Genomic DNA, 14,533 nt, shown 5'->3' with positions numbered 1-14,533 from the left:
TGCGCCCCACAAAAAGTGGGCATTATACGCGGCTAAGCCGTAAACAGATAGGTTAATTTACGGCTCAAATAGGTAAGGAGCTTAATAAGCGCTGTACTGATAGTTATTCATTACAGTGCCACCTTTGGGTGCAAGTTTTGGCTCAAGTTTAATAAGCTCTTCATAAACATCAGGGACAAAAACTTTTAGACGCTCAGCACGGCGAAAGTGGTTAGGCTCATATTGCTCAACAAGTTTTAATGCGCTTGGCATATAGTCTGCGAGGGTTTGTGTGTTATAGCTTTGCTCCAGTGCTTGGTCGAGAATATCAAGCCCAGGTTTAGAAAAATCATGTGCAACTGCAAGGCTCATTAAAAACTTAACTGCTTCTTTTGAATGCATGCTTGCATAAAAATACATATCGTTGTTTTGCATGTCTTTTAATGAAAAATCAAAGCCACTATCGGCTAATGTTTGCCATTGTGCTAATGGTAACTTAGTAAATACAAAAAGATTTTCAGGTGCAGTTGGAGCGACTCTGTTTTGCCAAATAGACGTCAATTGTTGAGCGTTTGCTATTGTTGCTGCAAGCAACATATTTGTCTGGTGGGTACTGAGCTTTGCTGTTTGGGTAATCGTTGCAACAGTACTAAAGTCTTTTTCGACAATTGCTTCTTTAAAGGCTTGATACTGCGTTGAGGTTTGATATTTATACTCATTTGAATGCAAGAATTGCCAATTATGAACTTGTACAGGGTCGATTTCTTGAAGCGTATTGGGAGTTAGTAAGCCTTGTTGCGCTTCGAGCGTTTCTAATTCTTCGAGTGCTTGAGAGCGTGTTTTTATCGCTTCTAGTGAATTGATCCGCTGATCTATCGTTTCACACTCAGGAGTTATTTTTTTGGCTTGCTGTTTTTGTCTCTCATAGGCACTGAGTGCTTTTGATATTGCAGAGTTATCTTTTTCTTTACGTTTAAATGCTTGGTTATTTGGGATTAGCTTTAAATCTTTGAACTGAGAAAAAGCATCATTAGCAACTTGGTCGCCAACAAATAAAAGGCTACTCGGTAAAAATGAAGATTTAAGCATCAGTAGCCTATCGTTCGGTGTGTCGCGCACAAGCTCGCCGTGAGCTCGATAACCTTTATTTTTTAGATAACTTAGTGTTTCTAAGTGTTTGCTCTCTAGTGGCTGTACTTCGCTATTTGAGCTGCCCTTTAGGTTTACAATGGCTATATCCATCGCTGTAAATACATTTGGCTGATTAGTGGGCTCAATACCTCGTTCACTTAACAACTTTAAAATTGGTACGTTAAATTCACTCACAGCCACATCAGCAAGGTTTAAATACAATTGTTCATCCATAAAGTCATCACTCATTGCTGTAGGCGAGCCGCCTAGCTGTGCTGTTTGAGAGATGAGGGCTGTTAAATAATCATTAGGTAAGTTGCTTTTTAAAGCCACAGCAATGTCGTTAACAGTAAACTCTTTGCTGGATATTGCGTTTTCAAACTCAGTCAAACTAAGCGCATGAGCATTAGCAAGAAACAAAATAGATGGTGAAATGAGCCGTGATGGACCGATTTTAAATGGTGTTTTTAAATAGGTATTAAAATCATCGTTGTTATCTAATAGTTTGTACAATGCTGTTTTGTTTACTTGCTCAGGTAATGGAACATTAAACATCATTGAACCTGTATTTTGACTAAGGGGTCCATTAACTGCCGTTAGTTGGTTGATTGTATCAGCATCAAAATAATCAATGACCTCAAGTCCTTGCCAGCTTTTTAGTATGTTAACAGATGAGGCATATTGAAATTGCTGTTCTGCATTCTCTTTGATTGCGTTAATAACTAAGGTATTAAATGAACGGTAAGATATTTTCACAAGCTCTGAATAACTTAAAATATCTTCAAGAGAGTCACCGTCTTTTAATGCTTGTTTAATCGCTGCCTCTATTTGACTGTGATCAGCTGCAGCTTGAGTGGCTTTTAAACTTTGTTGCTTACACTGGTGTTTGGCTAGCTTGAGCTTAGCCAGCTCTGATGCTTTACTATTTGGCTGGCTTGATGGTTCAAAGAAACTCGTAGCTTTCTTTTGTTCAGCGATATTAGCAGAAGATGTCGAGACTTTGTTGCTTATCGCTTCGATGGGAGTGGGTTTATCTAATATCAGGTAGGTCCCACAGGCACAAAGCCCTGCAAAAACGGTTAGTGAAATACCTTTTTTCATATTCAATCCATGGATTTATTTTGCCTGAAGTGTATGGTTTTATATTTTGATGTCAATGACTTGGGGACGAAGTGCACAAATAGCCGACAAACAACTAATTTGCCGGCTTTATGCTGTAGCTTAATGCAGTTTCATTTTTGGCCTAACAACGCGTAGTACTTTTTCGCTGATCCACAGTGCAAAGGTTTTTGCACTGCCATGGATGGCACGTTGATGCATACGATAGAGCGAAATATACATAAATCGCGCTATTTTACCCTCTATAAAAAAGCTATTACTGGTTAGGTTGCCCATTAAACTGCCTACTGTGCTGTAGCGTGACAAGTTAACTAAAGAGCCATGATCACTGTAGTTAAAGGCACTCAGAGGCTGGTTTTTGAGTGTGGCTATAAGGTTTTTTTCAACACATTGCGCCATTTGATGAGCCGATTGCGCTCTGGGCGGCACTTGCGTGCCATCTTCTTGAGTAAATGCACAGCAATCACCAATCACAAAAATATCGTCGTTAACGCTACTTTGCAGATATTGGTTCACCTTAATTTGGTTATTGCGGGTAAGTTCAAAGATACCAATGTCTTTAATGAAATCAGGGGCTTTTACACCCGCAGCCCAAACCATAATATCGGCTTTGATATGTTCATCGTTTTTGGTGATAAAGCTGTTTTCTGTGGCCTCTTTTACTTGCGTGCCTTCGCGCACCGTTACCCCTAATTTAACCAGTTCACGCTTAGCTGAGTTTGCAATACGCTCTGGTAACGCGGGTAAAATTCGCGGCCCTGCTTCAATTAAATCAATGTGTAAGCGTTTAGCGGTCATTTTATTCAGGCCATACATTTTCAGCATGTCTGATACATGATAAAGCTCTGCCGACAGCTCAACCCCGGTTGCACCACCACCCACTATGGCAATGGTTAAAGAATGCTGTGGGTCGTCATCTTGATGTAAGCGGGTGAAGTTATCGAGTAGGGCATGCTGAAAGCGCTCAGCTTGTTGGTTTGAATCAAGGTAAAAACAGTGCTTGTTAACACCTGGGGTATTAAAGTCGTTACTGACACTGCCTATAGCAAGTACGAGGTAGTCATAACTGACTTGGCGCTCAGGTAAAATACGGTGGCCAAGTTCGTCTTTTAACTCGCTTAAAGTAATGGTTTTGTTGGTTTGATCTAAGTGGCAAAAGCTGCCGAGTTGAAAATTATAATGATGTTTTGCTGCATGAGCTGAGTATACAACGCCGTCTAAATCGGCATCAATCGACCCCGTCGCTACTTCATGAAGTAACGGCTTCCAAATATGGCTGCGGTTTTTATCGATTAAAAGTATCTCTGCTTGGCGTTTTTTCCCGAGTTTGTGTCCTAATTGTGTTGCTAGTTCTAAGCCACCAGCGCCACCACCGATTATCACGATTTTAGGAGGTTGGTTAATCATTACGTTGCCCTCAAAAGTATAATACCTAAACACTCTTGCGAAAAAGCGCTTAGGTATTGTAAGTCCATCCATCAATACCCCATGGCAACGCGTCCATTGTGCGCCTTTTTACTGATTTTGTCAGTACCTGTTAAGAACAATATAGTGCGCTTAGTTATATCAATGGCCTTGGGAGATTGAGTTAAACACGTTAACATGGCTAATTCGCAGTAAGAGACCTATCATTACCTGAAAAGGGAAATGAAAGTGAGGGATCAGGATGACTACACCACTACACACTTCGTTGAATCAATACTTTGGCTTTAATGAGTTTCGCCAAGGTCAGCAACAAACCATTGAGCAGTTATTAAATCAGCAATCGTCGTTGGCAATTTTTCCAACTGGCTCGGGTAAATCTTTGTGCTATCAATTAACTGCAATGCACCTACCTAATTTGACCTTAGTAGTTTCGCCATTATTGGCACTGATGAAAGATCAAATCAGCTTTTTAAATAGCAAAGGTATTTACGCGGCAAGCCTTGATTCAAGCCAAACCAGTGAGCAAAGTCATACGGTAATGAGTGATGTGCGAGCAGGAAAGGTGAAAATTTTAATGGTCTCAGTTGAGCGTTTTAAGAATGAGCGCTTTCGTGAATTTATTAAACAAGTGTCTATTTCGATGCTGGTGGTTGATGAAGCGCACTGTATATCTGAATGGGGTCACAACTTTAGGCCTGATTACCTAAAGCTGCCGCGCTATAGTGAAGAGCTTAATATTCCACTGGTATTACTTCTCACTGCTACAGCGACTAAAAAAGTAAAGCGCGATATGTGCGAGCGTTTTGCTATTGCCCCAGAATGTGTGGTGCAAACTGGCTTTTACCGAAGCAACCTCGACTTATCAGTGCTCAGTGTTGCAAGCCAAGAAAAACCTCAGCAATTAGCCAGTATTATAGCCAGCCAACAAGGTGCTGGGATTGTTTATGTCACCTTACAACATACCGCTGAGCAAGTAGCAGAAGGCTTGGCAAGAGCGGGCTTTAATGCGGTGGCTTATCATGCAGGCCTTGAGGATGATAAACGCTGGCAAATCCAAGATGATTTTATGGCGGGTAAAATCAATATCGTTGTGGCAACCATTGCTTTTGGAATGGGCGTTGATAAGTCTGATATTCGCTTTGTGATCCACTATGATTTGCCAAAATCGATTGAAAACTATAGCCAAGAGATTGGCCGTGCAGGGCGAGATGGTGCGCCGTCAAACTGTTTTACCCTAGCAAACCTTGATGGCTTAAATACCGTTGAGAACTTCGTTTATGCCGACACTCCCGAGCAAAGTGGGATTGACTATGTCATTAATAACATTCGCAACGAACAAACGAACAACCAGTGGGAAATGCAAGAGTACAGCTTATCGAGCGAAAGTAATATTCGTGCTTTAGCGTTAAAAACCTTACTAGTACAGTTAGAGATGCAAGGGGCTATTACGCCTTTATATGCCTATTACGCCGATTTTAAATATAAGTTTTTAACGGAGCAAAACGAGCTACTTAGCCAGTTTGATGCTGACCGACAAGCGTTTTTACAACAGGTATTCAAACACACTGAGTTTAAGAAAATTTGGGGCACACTTAATTTTGATGCACTAACCCGTGCCACTCAAGTTGATAGAAAGCGCGTGGTTGCAGCGCTCGATTATTTGGCTGAAAAGGGCCACATAGCCCTTGAAACTAAACGTATCACGCAAGTGTATGAGGTGAATAACTCGGTAATAAATCACGCTGATTTAGCACAGCAACTTCACCAATATTTTATCGAAAAAGAGCAGGCCGAAATTAAACGTATCGCTACTTTAGTACGCTTTTTTGAGCTTGATAGCTGCTTAAGTTATAACTTAGCTCGCTATTTTGATGATCAACATGCACCCCAGCAATGTGGCCATTGTTCAGTGTGTAGAGGCCAGCAGGTAAAACTTAGTTACTCACTAGTGCATCAAATGCCTGAGCAAAATGTGATTGCCAGCAAAGTTGCTGAGCTTAAACAGCACTTAGCTGCTAAAGGGATTAGTGATGTGAGCATCGATACACAGTGCCGGTTTTTAGCGGGCATGAGCGTGCCTTTATTTACCCGCAACAAAGTCAGGCAGCTTTCAGGTTTTGGCCTTTGTGAACAGCAGCGCTACAGTGATATTAATGCCTTGCTCCAGCAGTTGTAGCGGATAGATTAATGTTTAATAAATATTTATAGTTTGAAATATACAAAAACGTGTATAAAGTTTATTCGCGAAATAAAATTATACTTTCTATATAAGGCTTTGAGTTTTTAAGGATATAAATGTTAGCTGTTACGGAAATTGTCAGACAATTTAAACAAGGCCAGACGACACCATTTTTGTGTAGGACTGAAAATGATGAGCAATACATTGTAAAAGGTGCTCGTGCTACAGCTAAAGGGTTGGTTAAAGAGTGGATTGCTGCGCATTTATGTAGAAGTTTTGGTTTACCTAACCCTGATTATGATCTCATATATGTTGATGATGCACTTGTTGAATATGGATATGATGATCTTGGTCCTGGTATGTGTTTTGGTTCTAGATTCATACCTAATATTCAAGATGTTACATTTGCTGAGTTGGAATTTTTATCAAATGAACTTTTAAGAGATCTCTATATTTTTGATTATTGGATAAAAAATGATGATAGGAATCTAACAAGCCTTGGAGGTAATCCAAATCTGTTCTATGAGCCCTTAAAAAAAGAAGTTTATGTACTCGATCATAATTTGTCTTTTGAACCTAATTTTTCTTTAGAGAAGCATAAAGAATTACACTTAGGCAGGTCAGCTTGGAATGATCCGCAGTTACCACTTTGGAGCCGGGTTGAGTACGAAGATAAGATGGAGGCTTCATTAAAAAATATTGATGCTGTCATAAACTCTTTACCTGAAGAATGGCTTGAATATTATGATTTAGATAGCATTGAGAGTGAAATAATCGTAGTATTAAAACAATTTAAATTGGCAAAATTTTGGGAGGATATAAGATGAAAAATTTATGCAAATACTCAATCATACGTTTTATGCCTTTCAGTGAAACACAAGAATTTGCCAATGTTGGAATATTATTATTCTCTCCAAAAACAGGTTTTGTTGACTACAAATTAGCACCTAAAAGCTTTGGTCGAGTTACAGAATTTTTTGACGATTTAAACGGTGAGCTTTATAAAAGTGCTTTAGTTACTTTTGAAAAAGAATTAACAAGAGTGAAAAGCTTAGGCTCTAGGTTTTATGGCGAACAACAAGTTAAGTTGCTTGAAGAAGTTACTCGGTTCAGGGAAGGGATTGTTAGTTTTAGTGAGACAAGAGCTGTACTGCATGAAGCTCCTCAAATCGCACTTGAACAGCTATATAACAAGTATATAGCCAGAAACTTTGTGACTAAAGAGTACCGCGAACAGCAAATGGTTAAGGCTCTAAGACAAGATTTAAAAGATAATATCAGGGGCGTGCATTATACTCAGCAGAAATTGCCTGCTGGCTTGGGTGTTCAAATTGATATTCCTTTTGTAACAAAAGGAAGTCAAATTACTAAAGCAATAAAGCCATTGTCTTTTAATCAAACAAAACCATTAGCATTAATAGAACACGGTGAACAATGGATAAATCGCGTTAGGCGATTAATTCAGGCTGGAGCTATTGAAGCACAAAACATGCTATTTACGCTTGAGAAGCCCAAAAGCCAAAAAACAGAGTTTTTAAAAGCATACGATGAAGTTACTAATGAAATGAAAATGCTTAATACAAAATTCACTCTCTTTGAAGATAGGAAAAGTATCTACAGTTTTGCTACTAGTTTTGAAGATGAAGAATTTAAGTTAATTTCTACTTAGAAATTCCAAATAAAGTCCAAAGGCAACCTTTTCTTGGTTGCCTTTTTTACAGATTTTTAGCCAATTTGAATACTGGTAGTAGGGTAGGTCAAAGGTTGGCTGTGCTGGCGAGCAAAACAATAAGCAAATGTTAATGGCCCAACCCGACCTATCAACATCAGCAATATGATGATGAGCTGACTAGGCGCACTTAAATCCCCAGTAATACCTCGCGAAAGACCTACGGTACTGAGTGCCGAAATTGCCTCAAAGGTAATATCAAGTAACGACCCTTGTTCAAGCTTGGTGATGATCATAATGCTGGTAAAAGCGATAAATAAGTACAGTATCATGACGCTTAATGCCTTGATCACTAACTTGTCGCTCAGCTGACGGTTAAACACGGTGACCGTGGTTTGCTGTTTTAAATAGCTGCGCATCGCTAGAATTAGGATCACAAAGGTGCCGAGCTTTATGCCGCTCGCCGTACTAACTGAACCACCGCCAATCACCATCAGCAGCATAGTCAAAAGCGTTGAATCTTGACTCAAACCATCAATCGGTAGGGTATTAAACCCTGCGGTACGAGGTGTCACCGCTTGAAACCAAGCCGTTAATATCTGCTCAGACGTTGATAGCGGCGCTAATGTCGCCGGATTGGCGTGTTCAAAGAAAAAAATCAATATAAATGCGATGCAGTTGAGCACAAAGGTGGCAATCAACACCAAGCGGGTATTGGTTGATAGTAACGACCAGCGCTTTTGTTTGTAGATATCAATCAGTACAGTAAACCCTAAGCCGCCGATGATAAACAAAGCGGTGATTATCACGTTTACGGTTATATCGCCTTTGAATGCCGATAAGCTATCGCCGCTTAACGCAAAGCCCGCATTATTGAACGCCGAAATCGTATAAAACAGACTGTGATAGGCGCTTTTTAGTGCGCCATATTCATCAAACCAACTAATAAAGAGTAAGCAAAATGCCACTGACTCAATCACTAATGAATACACTAAAACATACTTAGCAACCTTGATCACCGAGGTTAAATCGTTAGTGTCGAAAGCGCGACTGGCTAGTAAGCGTTGCTGTAAGCCTAGAGTTTTTCCTAAACTTAATATTGAAATCACCGCCACGGTCATAAAGCCAATACCACCTATTTGAATCAGCAGCATTACTACGCTTTGACCAAATACAGTCAGATCAGTACCAGTGTCGATGACCACCAGCCCTGTTACTGTAACCGCAGAGGTTGCCGTAAATAATGCATCGAGCCAGCTGATCGGTTGGGTGCTTGCCATTGGCAACATGAGTAAGCCCGTGCCGAGCATAATTAACACAATAAAGCCGATAGTGAGCACTAAAGGTGGGTTTACTTTTTGCCGCTTACGACACTTTACACCGCTAAATTGTTTAGGGTAAACATTGGCTTGCCAGTTAATCATAATGCACGAAACCGTTTTGCTAATTTAGTTAAGTAGGTTTTAGAGCCCAGTAACACCAGACTATCTCCGTGGCGCAGTTCGGTGTCGTTAGTCAGCTCTGTATTGAAATAATCATCACGTCGTAGTGTGAGCGGTTTAATATCGCTATTACGCTCTTTGAGTAGCCAGCCAATTTTGCGACCTGAAAGCTGTAGATCAATGCCTAGTTCAACAATAAACGTGGATTGGTTAAGCGGGAAATATTGATTAACCATTGGGTAGTTAAGCGCTTGTGCAACCCTCACGCCCATTTCTTCTTCAGGGTGAATGATGCGGTCAACGCCGAGTTTACTTAGTATTTGATGGTGGCTTTTGGTACAGGCTTTTACCCAAATTTGCTTTACGCCTAAGTTTTTTAAATGCAATACACATAAAATACTGGCTTCAATATTCTCGCCAATGGCCACCAATACGGCTTGGCAACTGGGTAAATCGAGCCGTGCTAATTGTGTTTCATCACTGGCATCAACCACCACGGTAAAACTGAGTTGGTCGGCATAGTGATTAACGGTGCTTTCGCTAATATCGGCGGCACACACTGTATGACCTTGTTTTGAAAGTTCTAAACAGGCGGTTACGCCAAAACGTCCTAATCCGATTACTGCAAACTGAGCCATTGTCTTTCTCGCTATTGTGGGTACGCGCTAAATGCTAATAGCAAAAAAACAGAAGTCTTTAGAGAGGTTGAAAGCTTTATAAAGATTTTATGCTGAGATAAAAAAACTTTATAAAAACTTTATAGTGACAAAACTGAAAACCCTTTAATCTAATAGGGACAAACAATAAGTGAAAAGATGATGCAGTCAGTATTCAAAATACAGTATTTAAAAGCCGCATTTTTAAGTGTGTTGATGCCACTTGTGGTGGTGCTCGCGATATTTCCGTTTCGAGAACTGTTTACAACCACTGATATTGTGATGCTACAGCTGCTGTGGGTGACCTGGGTTGCGGTGCGCAGTAATCGTCGTGTTGCTGCGCTTACCACCTTAGTAAGTGTCGCCTGTACTGACTGGTTTTATGTGGTGCCGTATTTTACTTTTCATATCGAAAATATTGAATATGTGGTCACTTTTTTGGTGATGTTGATTGTGGGTTTAGTGATAAGCCACTTAGCCGGGGAGCTCAATACCAAGGTTCGCGATGTGCAAGCCCATGCAAGTAATAGTCGCTTATTGTATGAATTAGCTAAAAAGCTTAATGATCTCGATAGCCTTGAGGAGCAAAAGCAGCTGTTTTTAACAACCATGGCCGCACATTTAAAGGTTGCGTGTGATTGGCAGTTAGTAGCCTCTAAGCAGTTTATTTATTTAAATGAACAACAAGCTGAATTTGGCGGCATCGCGTTTGCCAAAGCACTTAATGCAGAGCAACAGGCTTTGGCGAATACAGCGTGCTCTTTACTGTATCAGGTTCAAGAAAAAACCTTACTACGCGAGCAATCAGCGGCGATAAAAGTACAGGCGGAGCTAGAGAGGTCAAAAAATACATTATTACGGAGTTTATCCCATGACTTACGCACGCCATTAGCGACCATTATGGGCGCATCAAGCATGTTGGCTGATGATGATATTCAACTAAGCTCTGAGGTTATCAAAGAGCAAGCTGCTAATATTTATGAGCAAAGTAAAATACTTAACCAGCACTTTGATAAAGTCATGGAGCTCAGTAAAGTGAATAAGTTAGCTGAGAATATTAAATGGCAAAAACTACCCATTTTGACCTTAATCAGCGAAGCTAAATCACGCCGTCAGCAACAACTACAAAACTTTAAACTGCACATCGAAGCTCAGCAACAAAGCATATGTTTTGGCGATGAAACCTTACTTGAAATTGCCTTTGCCAATATGCTCGAAAACGCAGCTCGTTACGGAGATGGTTCGGCGAGCATGCAATTTATTGAAACACAAGACGAATACCAAATTGTGTTAACTAACCCTTTTGCTAATAAGCACGAGACGAGTCAAGATGAAGGCGTTGGCCTAGGGAGTGTTATTTGCGATGTGGTTGCTAAATGTCATCAGGGGCGCTTTGAATTAACCCTCAATGAGCAGACAAAGCAGGCAACAGCTATATTAATTTGGAGTAACAGCCGTGGCTAATATTTTGGTTTTAGAGGACTCACCGCCTCTGCAAAGTTTTTTAAAAACACTGCTCAAAGCAAGTAACCATGAAGTCAGTGTGTGCGCGAAAGGGCTTGATGCGTTTGCACTTTTAAGCCAGCAGCAGTTTGATTTAGTGCTGCTTGATTTAGGTTTGCTCGATATGGATGGGCAAGATTGGCTGGTGGAGTTTAGGCAGTGGAGCCTGCTCCCTGTTTTGGTACTTTCTGCACGTGACGGCGAAACAGAAAAAGTCACCGCCCTTGATAACGGCGCTAACGATTACCTGACCAAACCATTCAGCGCAAACGAATTACTAGCACGTATTCGGGTGCTACTGCGTATGCAAACAACACCAAGCCTGACCCTGCAATGTGGCGATATTCACATCGACCCACATAAACATGTGGTGCGTAAAGGTGCTGAAGAAGTCAAACTAACTAAAAAAGAGTACGCTATTTTGCTGTTGTTATTTCAGCAAAAAGACAAGGTATTAACGCATAACGCTATTTTATCTGAGGTGTGGGGAGAGCAGTATATTAATCGCCCTGAATATGTGCGTGTACATATTGGTCAGTTAAGACAAAAGCTTGAGCAAAATGCGGCAAGCCCTAAACATATCTTAACTGAGCCCGCTGTTGGTTATCGATTAGTTGATTAAGCCATCTATTTCTAGCGCTTTAGGTTGAGTTTGTAACTTACCTTAGGTACTGTTTTAGGAAATAAAATAATAAGCGGAAGTCTTTTCATTGGCTATGCATCAAAATACCGAGCAGGGCATTAATTCTCTGTCGAATACACAGCTTGAAGACGTGATTGCAGAAATCGAGCAGGCCATTGAGTGGCACCAGTCATGGTATAGAAATTTATTAAGGTGCTTAATTGCAGACATACCTGCAGATGAACAAGACTTAGCAGATAATGCTCATAACCTTTGTCGTTTTGGGCAATGGTTTAATAAGCTACCCGAACAGACCATAAGTCTTCACCCTTACTTTTCTGAAATCGCTTGTGCGCATCAAAAGATGCATCAAGGTGCCAAAGTCCTGTTATCGTTAAAAGAGTCTAAGTCCGTTATTCCGGCTAATTTATTGGACCAGTTTCATGCCGATTTAGATAGCTTGCATGAATTATTTGAAACCCTTATCGATGAATTCTCTGAATTGCTGCACACAAGAGACCCTTTAACGGGTGCATCAAACCGAACAAATTTAGTTGAAAACCTACAAAAAGAGCATGAGCTTTGCAAACGTAAATCGCTGAGCTGCGCACTGATAATGATCGACCTTGATCACTTTAAGCAAGTGAACGATGAGTTTGGCCATGCTGCGGGCGATAAGGTATTAATAGCCCTTGTTAAATGTATTAAATCTCACTTAAGGAAGTACGACCAACTATATCGCTATGGCGGTGAAGAGTTTTTAGTCTGCTTACCCCAAACAGAGCTAGAAGGTGCCAAATCACTTTCTGAGCGATTAAGAGCTGGCGTTGAAGTTTTAAAAATTGAAATTGGCAAAGGTAAACACATCAATGTGACAGGCTCATTTGGTGTTTCGTTAATAAATGCCGATGACGATATCGAGGCGGCAATCGAAAGGGCTGACGAAGCCATGTATCAGGCTAAAAAGTCAGGCCGCAATCGAGTGTGTGCGGCTTAAATGGTAGCTGCGCTGACTTATTTGATAATATTGGTGAAGTAAAAGTATGGCTGTAGTCCACCTTCAACGCTTTGCGGCAAACAAAGGTACAGGAAGTACCTTTGTTTATTGAGTTAACCGTATTTTGCTTCTAGCTCATTGGCTGTGTGATAACTTTCGTGAGTTTTCAGTTGCTCTAAATAACGTTTAATTTCAGGGAAATGTGCTAGCAGGCCTGCCTCATCAGCTTTCTCTACAACAAAAGACATCATAAAATCAGCGCCGGTCAAAGTTTCATCCACTAAGTACTGCTTACCTTTTAATTGCTGATTAACATAACTCAGTATCTTGCCAATTTCATGATCAGCATAATCACCAATAAAGTTGGTTTTACAGCCATCTTTTGTAATAAATAATTTTAATAAAAAAGGGACCATTGCTGAGCTTTCGGCAAAATGAAGCCATTGCTGATAATCAACATAGTTGTCGTTTTGCAGGCTTGGCATAAACTTGCCTTTACCGTACTTACTAATTAAGTAGTCGGTAATTGCGCCAGATTCTGTAATTACTTTACCGTTATCTTCAATAACGGGCGATTTACCCAGCGGATGAATTTGTTTTAGTTCATCAGGTGCTAAGAAGGTTTCTTTATTGCGTTGATAAGCAACAATGTCGTAATCGACACCAAGCTCTTCCAGTAACCAAATAATACGTTTAGAGCGTGATTTATTTAAATGGTGTAATTTAATCATTCGTTATCCTTAAAAATGGCGTAGCCAAGCTGACTACGCCTTGAAATTTAAATTGGCTGCTGAACTTGCACGACAGTTTTACCGAAGTTCTCACCATTTAACATCGCATTAAAGGCGTTCAGCGTATTTTCGAAATTAGCTTCAAGATGCTCTTTATATTTGATTTTTCCTTCGCTTAACCATGTTTGCATATCTTTTGCGAATTCCTCATAACGATGGGCGTAGTCATCAAAAATAATAAACCCTTGTACTTTAATGCGTTTCTTTAAAATGTGACTCATAAGCATAGATAAGCGATCTGGACCTGGCGGCAGCTCGGTAGCGTTGTACTGTGATACTAAACCACATAACGGAATACGTGCTTTTGTATTCAACAGGGGTAACACAGCATCAAATACATGGCCACCGACATTTTCGTAATAAACATCAATACCATTATTACACGCTGCGCTTAACTGCTCTGCAAAATCATTTTCTTTGTGATCAATACAGGCATCGAAGCCTAGGTTTTCAACGGCATGTTGACATTTTTCTTTACCGCCAGCTACGCCAACGACCTTACAGCCTTTTAATTTAGCTATTTGCCCTACAGTTGCACCGACAGGCCCTGTAGCTGCAGCAACCACGACTGTTTCGCCCGGCTTTGGCTCACCAATATCTAAAAGCCCCATGTAGGCGGTAAAACCAGGCATACCCATAATTCCAAGTGCATACGAAGGATTTTCAGGGTTTTTCCCCAGTTTCATTAAGCCTTCAGTGTCGCTTATTGCGTATTCTTGCCAGCCTGTGTATGCCAACACCCATTCACCTTCTTGGTAGTCAGGGTGGTTTGATTGCTCAACTTGGCATACGGTTGCGCCTACCATCACATCACCAATCTTTACAGGATCAGCGTATGATTCAGCATCACTCATTCGTCCTCGCATGTAGGGATCAAGTGATAGATAAATGGTCCTGAGTAATACCTCGCCATCTTTTGGCGCTGATACTGAGTTAGTTTTTAAAACAACATTTTTATCATTCGCTACGCCTTTTGGACGTGTCTCAAGAATATATTGACGATTTTGAATATCAGACATA

Annotated in this window: 12 protein-coding genes; 6 read left to right on the top strand and 6 right to left on the bottom strand. The window is 40.6% G+C overall.

The features are described from left to right. Positions 1-81: 81 nt before the first annotated feature. Entirely contained in the window at positions 82-2,211 is a 2,130-nt protein-coding gene (locus PASHI_RS04510; protein WP_062564734.1) for a hypothetical protein, read from the bottom strand. Positions 2,212-2,331: 120 nt separating this feature from the next. Next, the gene (locus PASHI_RS04505) at positions 2,332-3,636 is read right to left on the bottom strand and encodes an NAD(P)/FAD-dependent oxidoreductase (protein ID WP_062564733.1); all 1,305 of its coding nucleotides are present in this window, start codon (positions 3,634-3,636) and stop codon (positions 2,332-2,334) included. Positions 3,637-3,895: 259 nt separating this feature from the next. Between PASHI_RS04505 and PASHI_RS04500 the strand changes: the two genes are divergently transcribed. From PASHI_RS04500 to PASHI_RS04490, 3 genes are all read left to right on the top strand, one after another. Next, positions 3,896-5,830: a RecQ family ATP-dependent DNA helicase gene (locus PASHI_RS04500; RefSeq protein ID WP_062564732.1), complete on the top strand. Its 1,935-nt coding sequence runs from the start codon at positions 3,896-3,898 to the stop codon at positions 5,828-5,830. A gap of 119 nt (positions 5,831-5,949) precedes the next feature. Next, a complete protein-coding gene (locus PASHI_RS04495) occupies positions 5,950-6,660 on the top strand; it encodes a HipA family kinase (RefSeq protein ID WP_062564731.1) in 711 nt (236 codons plus the stop codon). Further along, positions 6,657-7,502 carry a DUF3037 domain-containing protein gene (locus PASHI_RS04490; protein ID WP_062564730.1) on the top strand — a complete coding sequence of 282 codons (846 nt, stop codon included), beginning with the start codon at positions 6,657-6,659 and terminating at the stop codon, positions 7,500-7,502. The genes PASHI_RS04495 and PASHI_RS04490 overlap by 4 nt, the downstream gene beginning before the upstream one ends. Before the next feature lie 56 nt (positions 7,503-7,558). On the opposite strand, the gene PASHI_RS04485 is transcribed toward PASHI_RS04490, so the two are convergent. Together PASHI_RS04485 and PASHI_RS04480 are read right to left on the bottom strand one after the other, a co-directional pair. Further along, on the bottom strand, positions 7,559-8,926 hold the full coding sequence (locus PASHI_RS04485) for a TrkH family potassium uptake protein (protein WP_062564729.1): 1,368 nt from the start codon (positions 8,924-8,926) through the stop codon (positions 7,559-7,561). Further along, on the bottom strand, positions 8,923-9,582 hold the full coding sequence (locus PASHI_RS04480) for a potassium channel family protein (RefSeq protein ID WP_054553462.1): 660 nt from the start codon (positions 9,580-9,582) through the stop codon (positions 8,923-8,925). Before PASHI_RS04480 ends, PASHI_RS04485 begins: the two co-directional genes overlap by 4 nt. Before the next feature lie 177 nt (positions 9,583-9,759). On the opposite strand from PASHI_RS04480, the gene PASHI_RS04475 reads away from it, so the two are divergent. The 3 genes from PASHI_RS04475 (at position 9,760) to PASHI_RS04465 (ending at position 12,722) form a co-directional block, all read left to right on the top strand. Beyond that, the gene (locus PASHI_RS04475; RefSeq protein ID WP_062564728.1) at positions 9,760-11,064 is read left to right on the top strand and encodes a DUF4118 domain-containing protein; all 1,305 of its coding nucleotides are present in this window, start codon (positions 9,760-9,762) and stop codon (positions 11,062-11,064) included. Next, positions 11,057-11,725, top strand: coding sequence for a response regulator (locus tag PASHI_RS04470; protein WP_062564727.1), 669 nt, complete (start codon positions 11,057-11,059; stop codon positions 11,723-11,725). The genes PASHI_RS04475 and PASHI_RS04470 overlap by 8 nt, the downstream gene beginning before the upstream one ends. A 94-nt stretch (positions 11,726-11,819) precedes the next feature. Then, positions 11,820-12,722 carry a diguanylate cyclase gene (locus PASHI_RS04465; protein WP_062564726.1) on the top strand — a complete coding sequence of 301 codons (903 nt, stop codon included), beginning with the start codon at positions 11,820-11,822 and terminating at the stop codon, positions 12,720-12,722. A 113-nt stretch (positions 12,723-12,835) separates the two neighbouring features. Here the strand turns inward: PASHI_RS04465 and PASHI_RS04460 are convergent, their stop codons facing one another. After that, positions 12,836-13,453: a glutathione S-transferase family protein gene (locus tag PASHI_RS04460; RefSeq protein WP_062564725.1), complete on the bottom strand. Its 618-nt coding sequence runs from the start codon at positions 13,451-13,453 to the stop codon at positions 12,836-12,838. Positions 13,454-13,500: 47 nt separating this feature from the next. Continuing rightward, complete coding sequence (locus tag PASHI_RS04455; RefSeq protein ID WP_062564724.1) at positions 13,501-14,532, bottom strand: NADP-dependent oxidoreductase; 1,032 nt, start codon at positions 14,530-14,532, stop codon at positions 13,501-13,503. Between the last annotated feature and the right edge of the window lies 1 nt (position 14,533).

It is taken from the genome of Pseudoalteromonas shioyasakiensis, assembly GCF_001550135.1.
In the GTDB taxonomy this organism is placed as follows: Bacteria; Pseudomonadota; Gammaproteobacteria; order Enterobacterales; family Alteromonadaceae; genus Pseudoalteromonas; species Pseudoalteromonas shioyasakiensis.
This window is presented reverse-complemented; position numbering and strand designations above follow the sequence as displayed.

What these genes read in the sequence shown, in the direction of transcription:
- PASHI_RS04510 (WP_062564734.1), bottom strand. Translation starts at nt 2,211, where the DNA reads ATGAAAAAAGGTATTTCACTAACCGTTTTTGCAGGGCTTTGTGCCTGT.
- PASHI_RS04505 (WP_062564733.1), bottom strand. Translation starts at nt 3,636, where the DNA reads ATGATTAACCAACCTCCTAAAATCGTGATAATCGGTGGTGGCGCTGGT.
- PASHI_RS04500 (WP_062564732.1), top strand. Translation starts at nt 3,896, where the DNA reads ATGACTACACCACTACACACTTCGTTGAATCAATACTTTGGCTTTAAT.
- PASHI_RS04495 (WP_062564731.1), top strand. Translation starts at nt 5,950, where the DNA reads ATGTTAGCTGTTACGGAAATTGTCAGACAATTTAAACAAGGCCAGACG.
- PASHI_RS04490 (WP_062564730.1), top strand. Translation starts at nt 6,657, where the DNA reads ATGAAAAATTTATGCAAATACTCAATCATACGTTTTATGCCTTTCAGT.
- PASHI_RS04485 (WP_062564729.1), bottom strand. Translation starts at nt 8,926, where the DNA reads ATGATTAACTGGCAAGCCAATGTTTACCCTAAACAATTTAGCGGTGTA.
- PASHI_RS04480 (WP_054553462.1), bottom strand. Translation starts at nt 9,582, where the DNA reads ATGGCTCAGTTTGCAGTAATCGGATTAGGACGTTTTGGCGTAACCGCC.
- PASHI_RS04475 (WP_062564728.1), top strand. Translation starts at nt 9,760, where the DNA reads ATGATGCAGTCAGTATTCAAAATACAGTATTTAAAAGCCGCATTTTTA.
- PASHI_RS04465 (WP_062564726.1), top strand. Translation starts at nt 11,820, where the DNA reads ATGCATCAAAATACCGAGCAGGGCATTAATTCTCTGTCGAATACACAG.
- PASHI_RS04460 (WP_062564725.1), bottom strand. Translation starts at nt 13,453, where the DNA reads ATGATTAAATTACACCATTTAAATAAATCACGCTCTAAACGTATTATT.
- PASHI_RS04455 (WP_062564724.1), bottom strand. Translation starts at nt 14,532, where the DNA reads ATGTCTGATATTCAAAATCGTCAATATATTCTTGAGACACGTCCAAAA.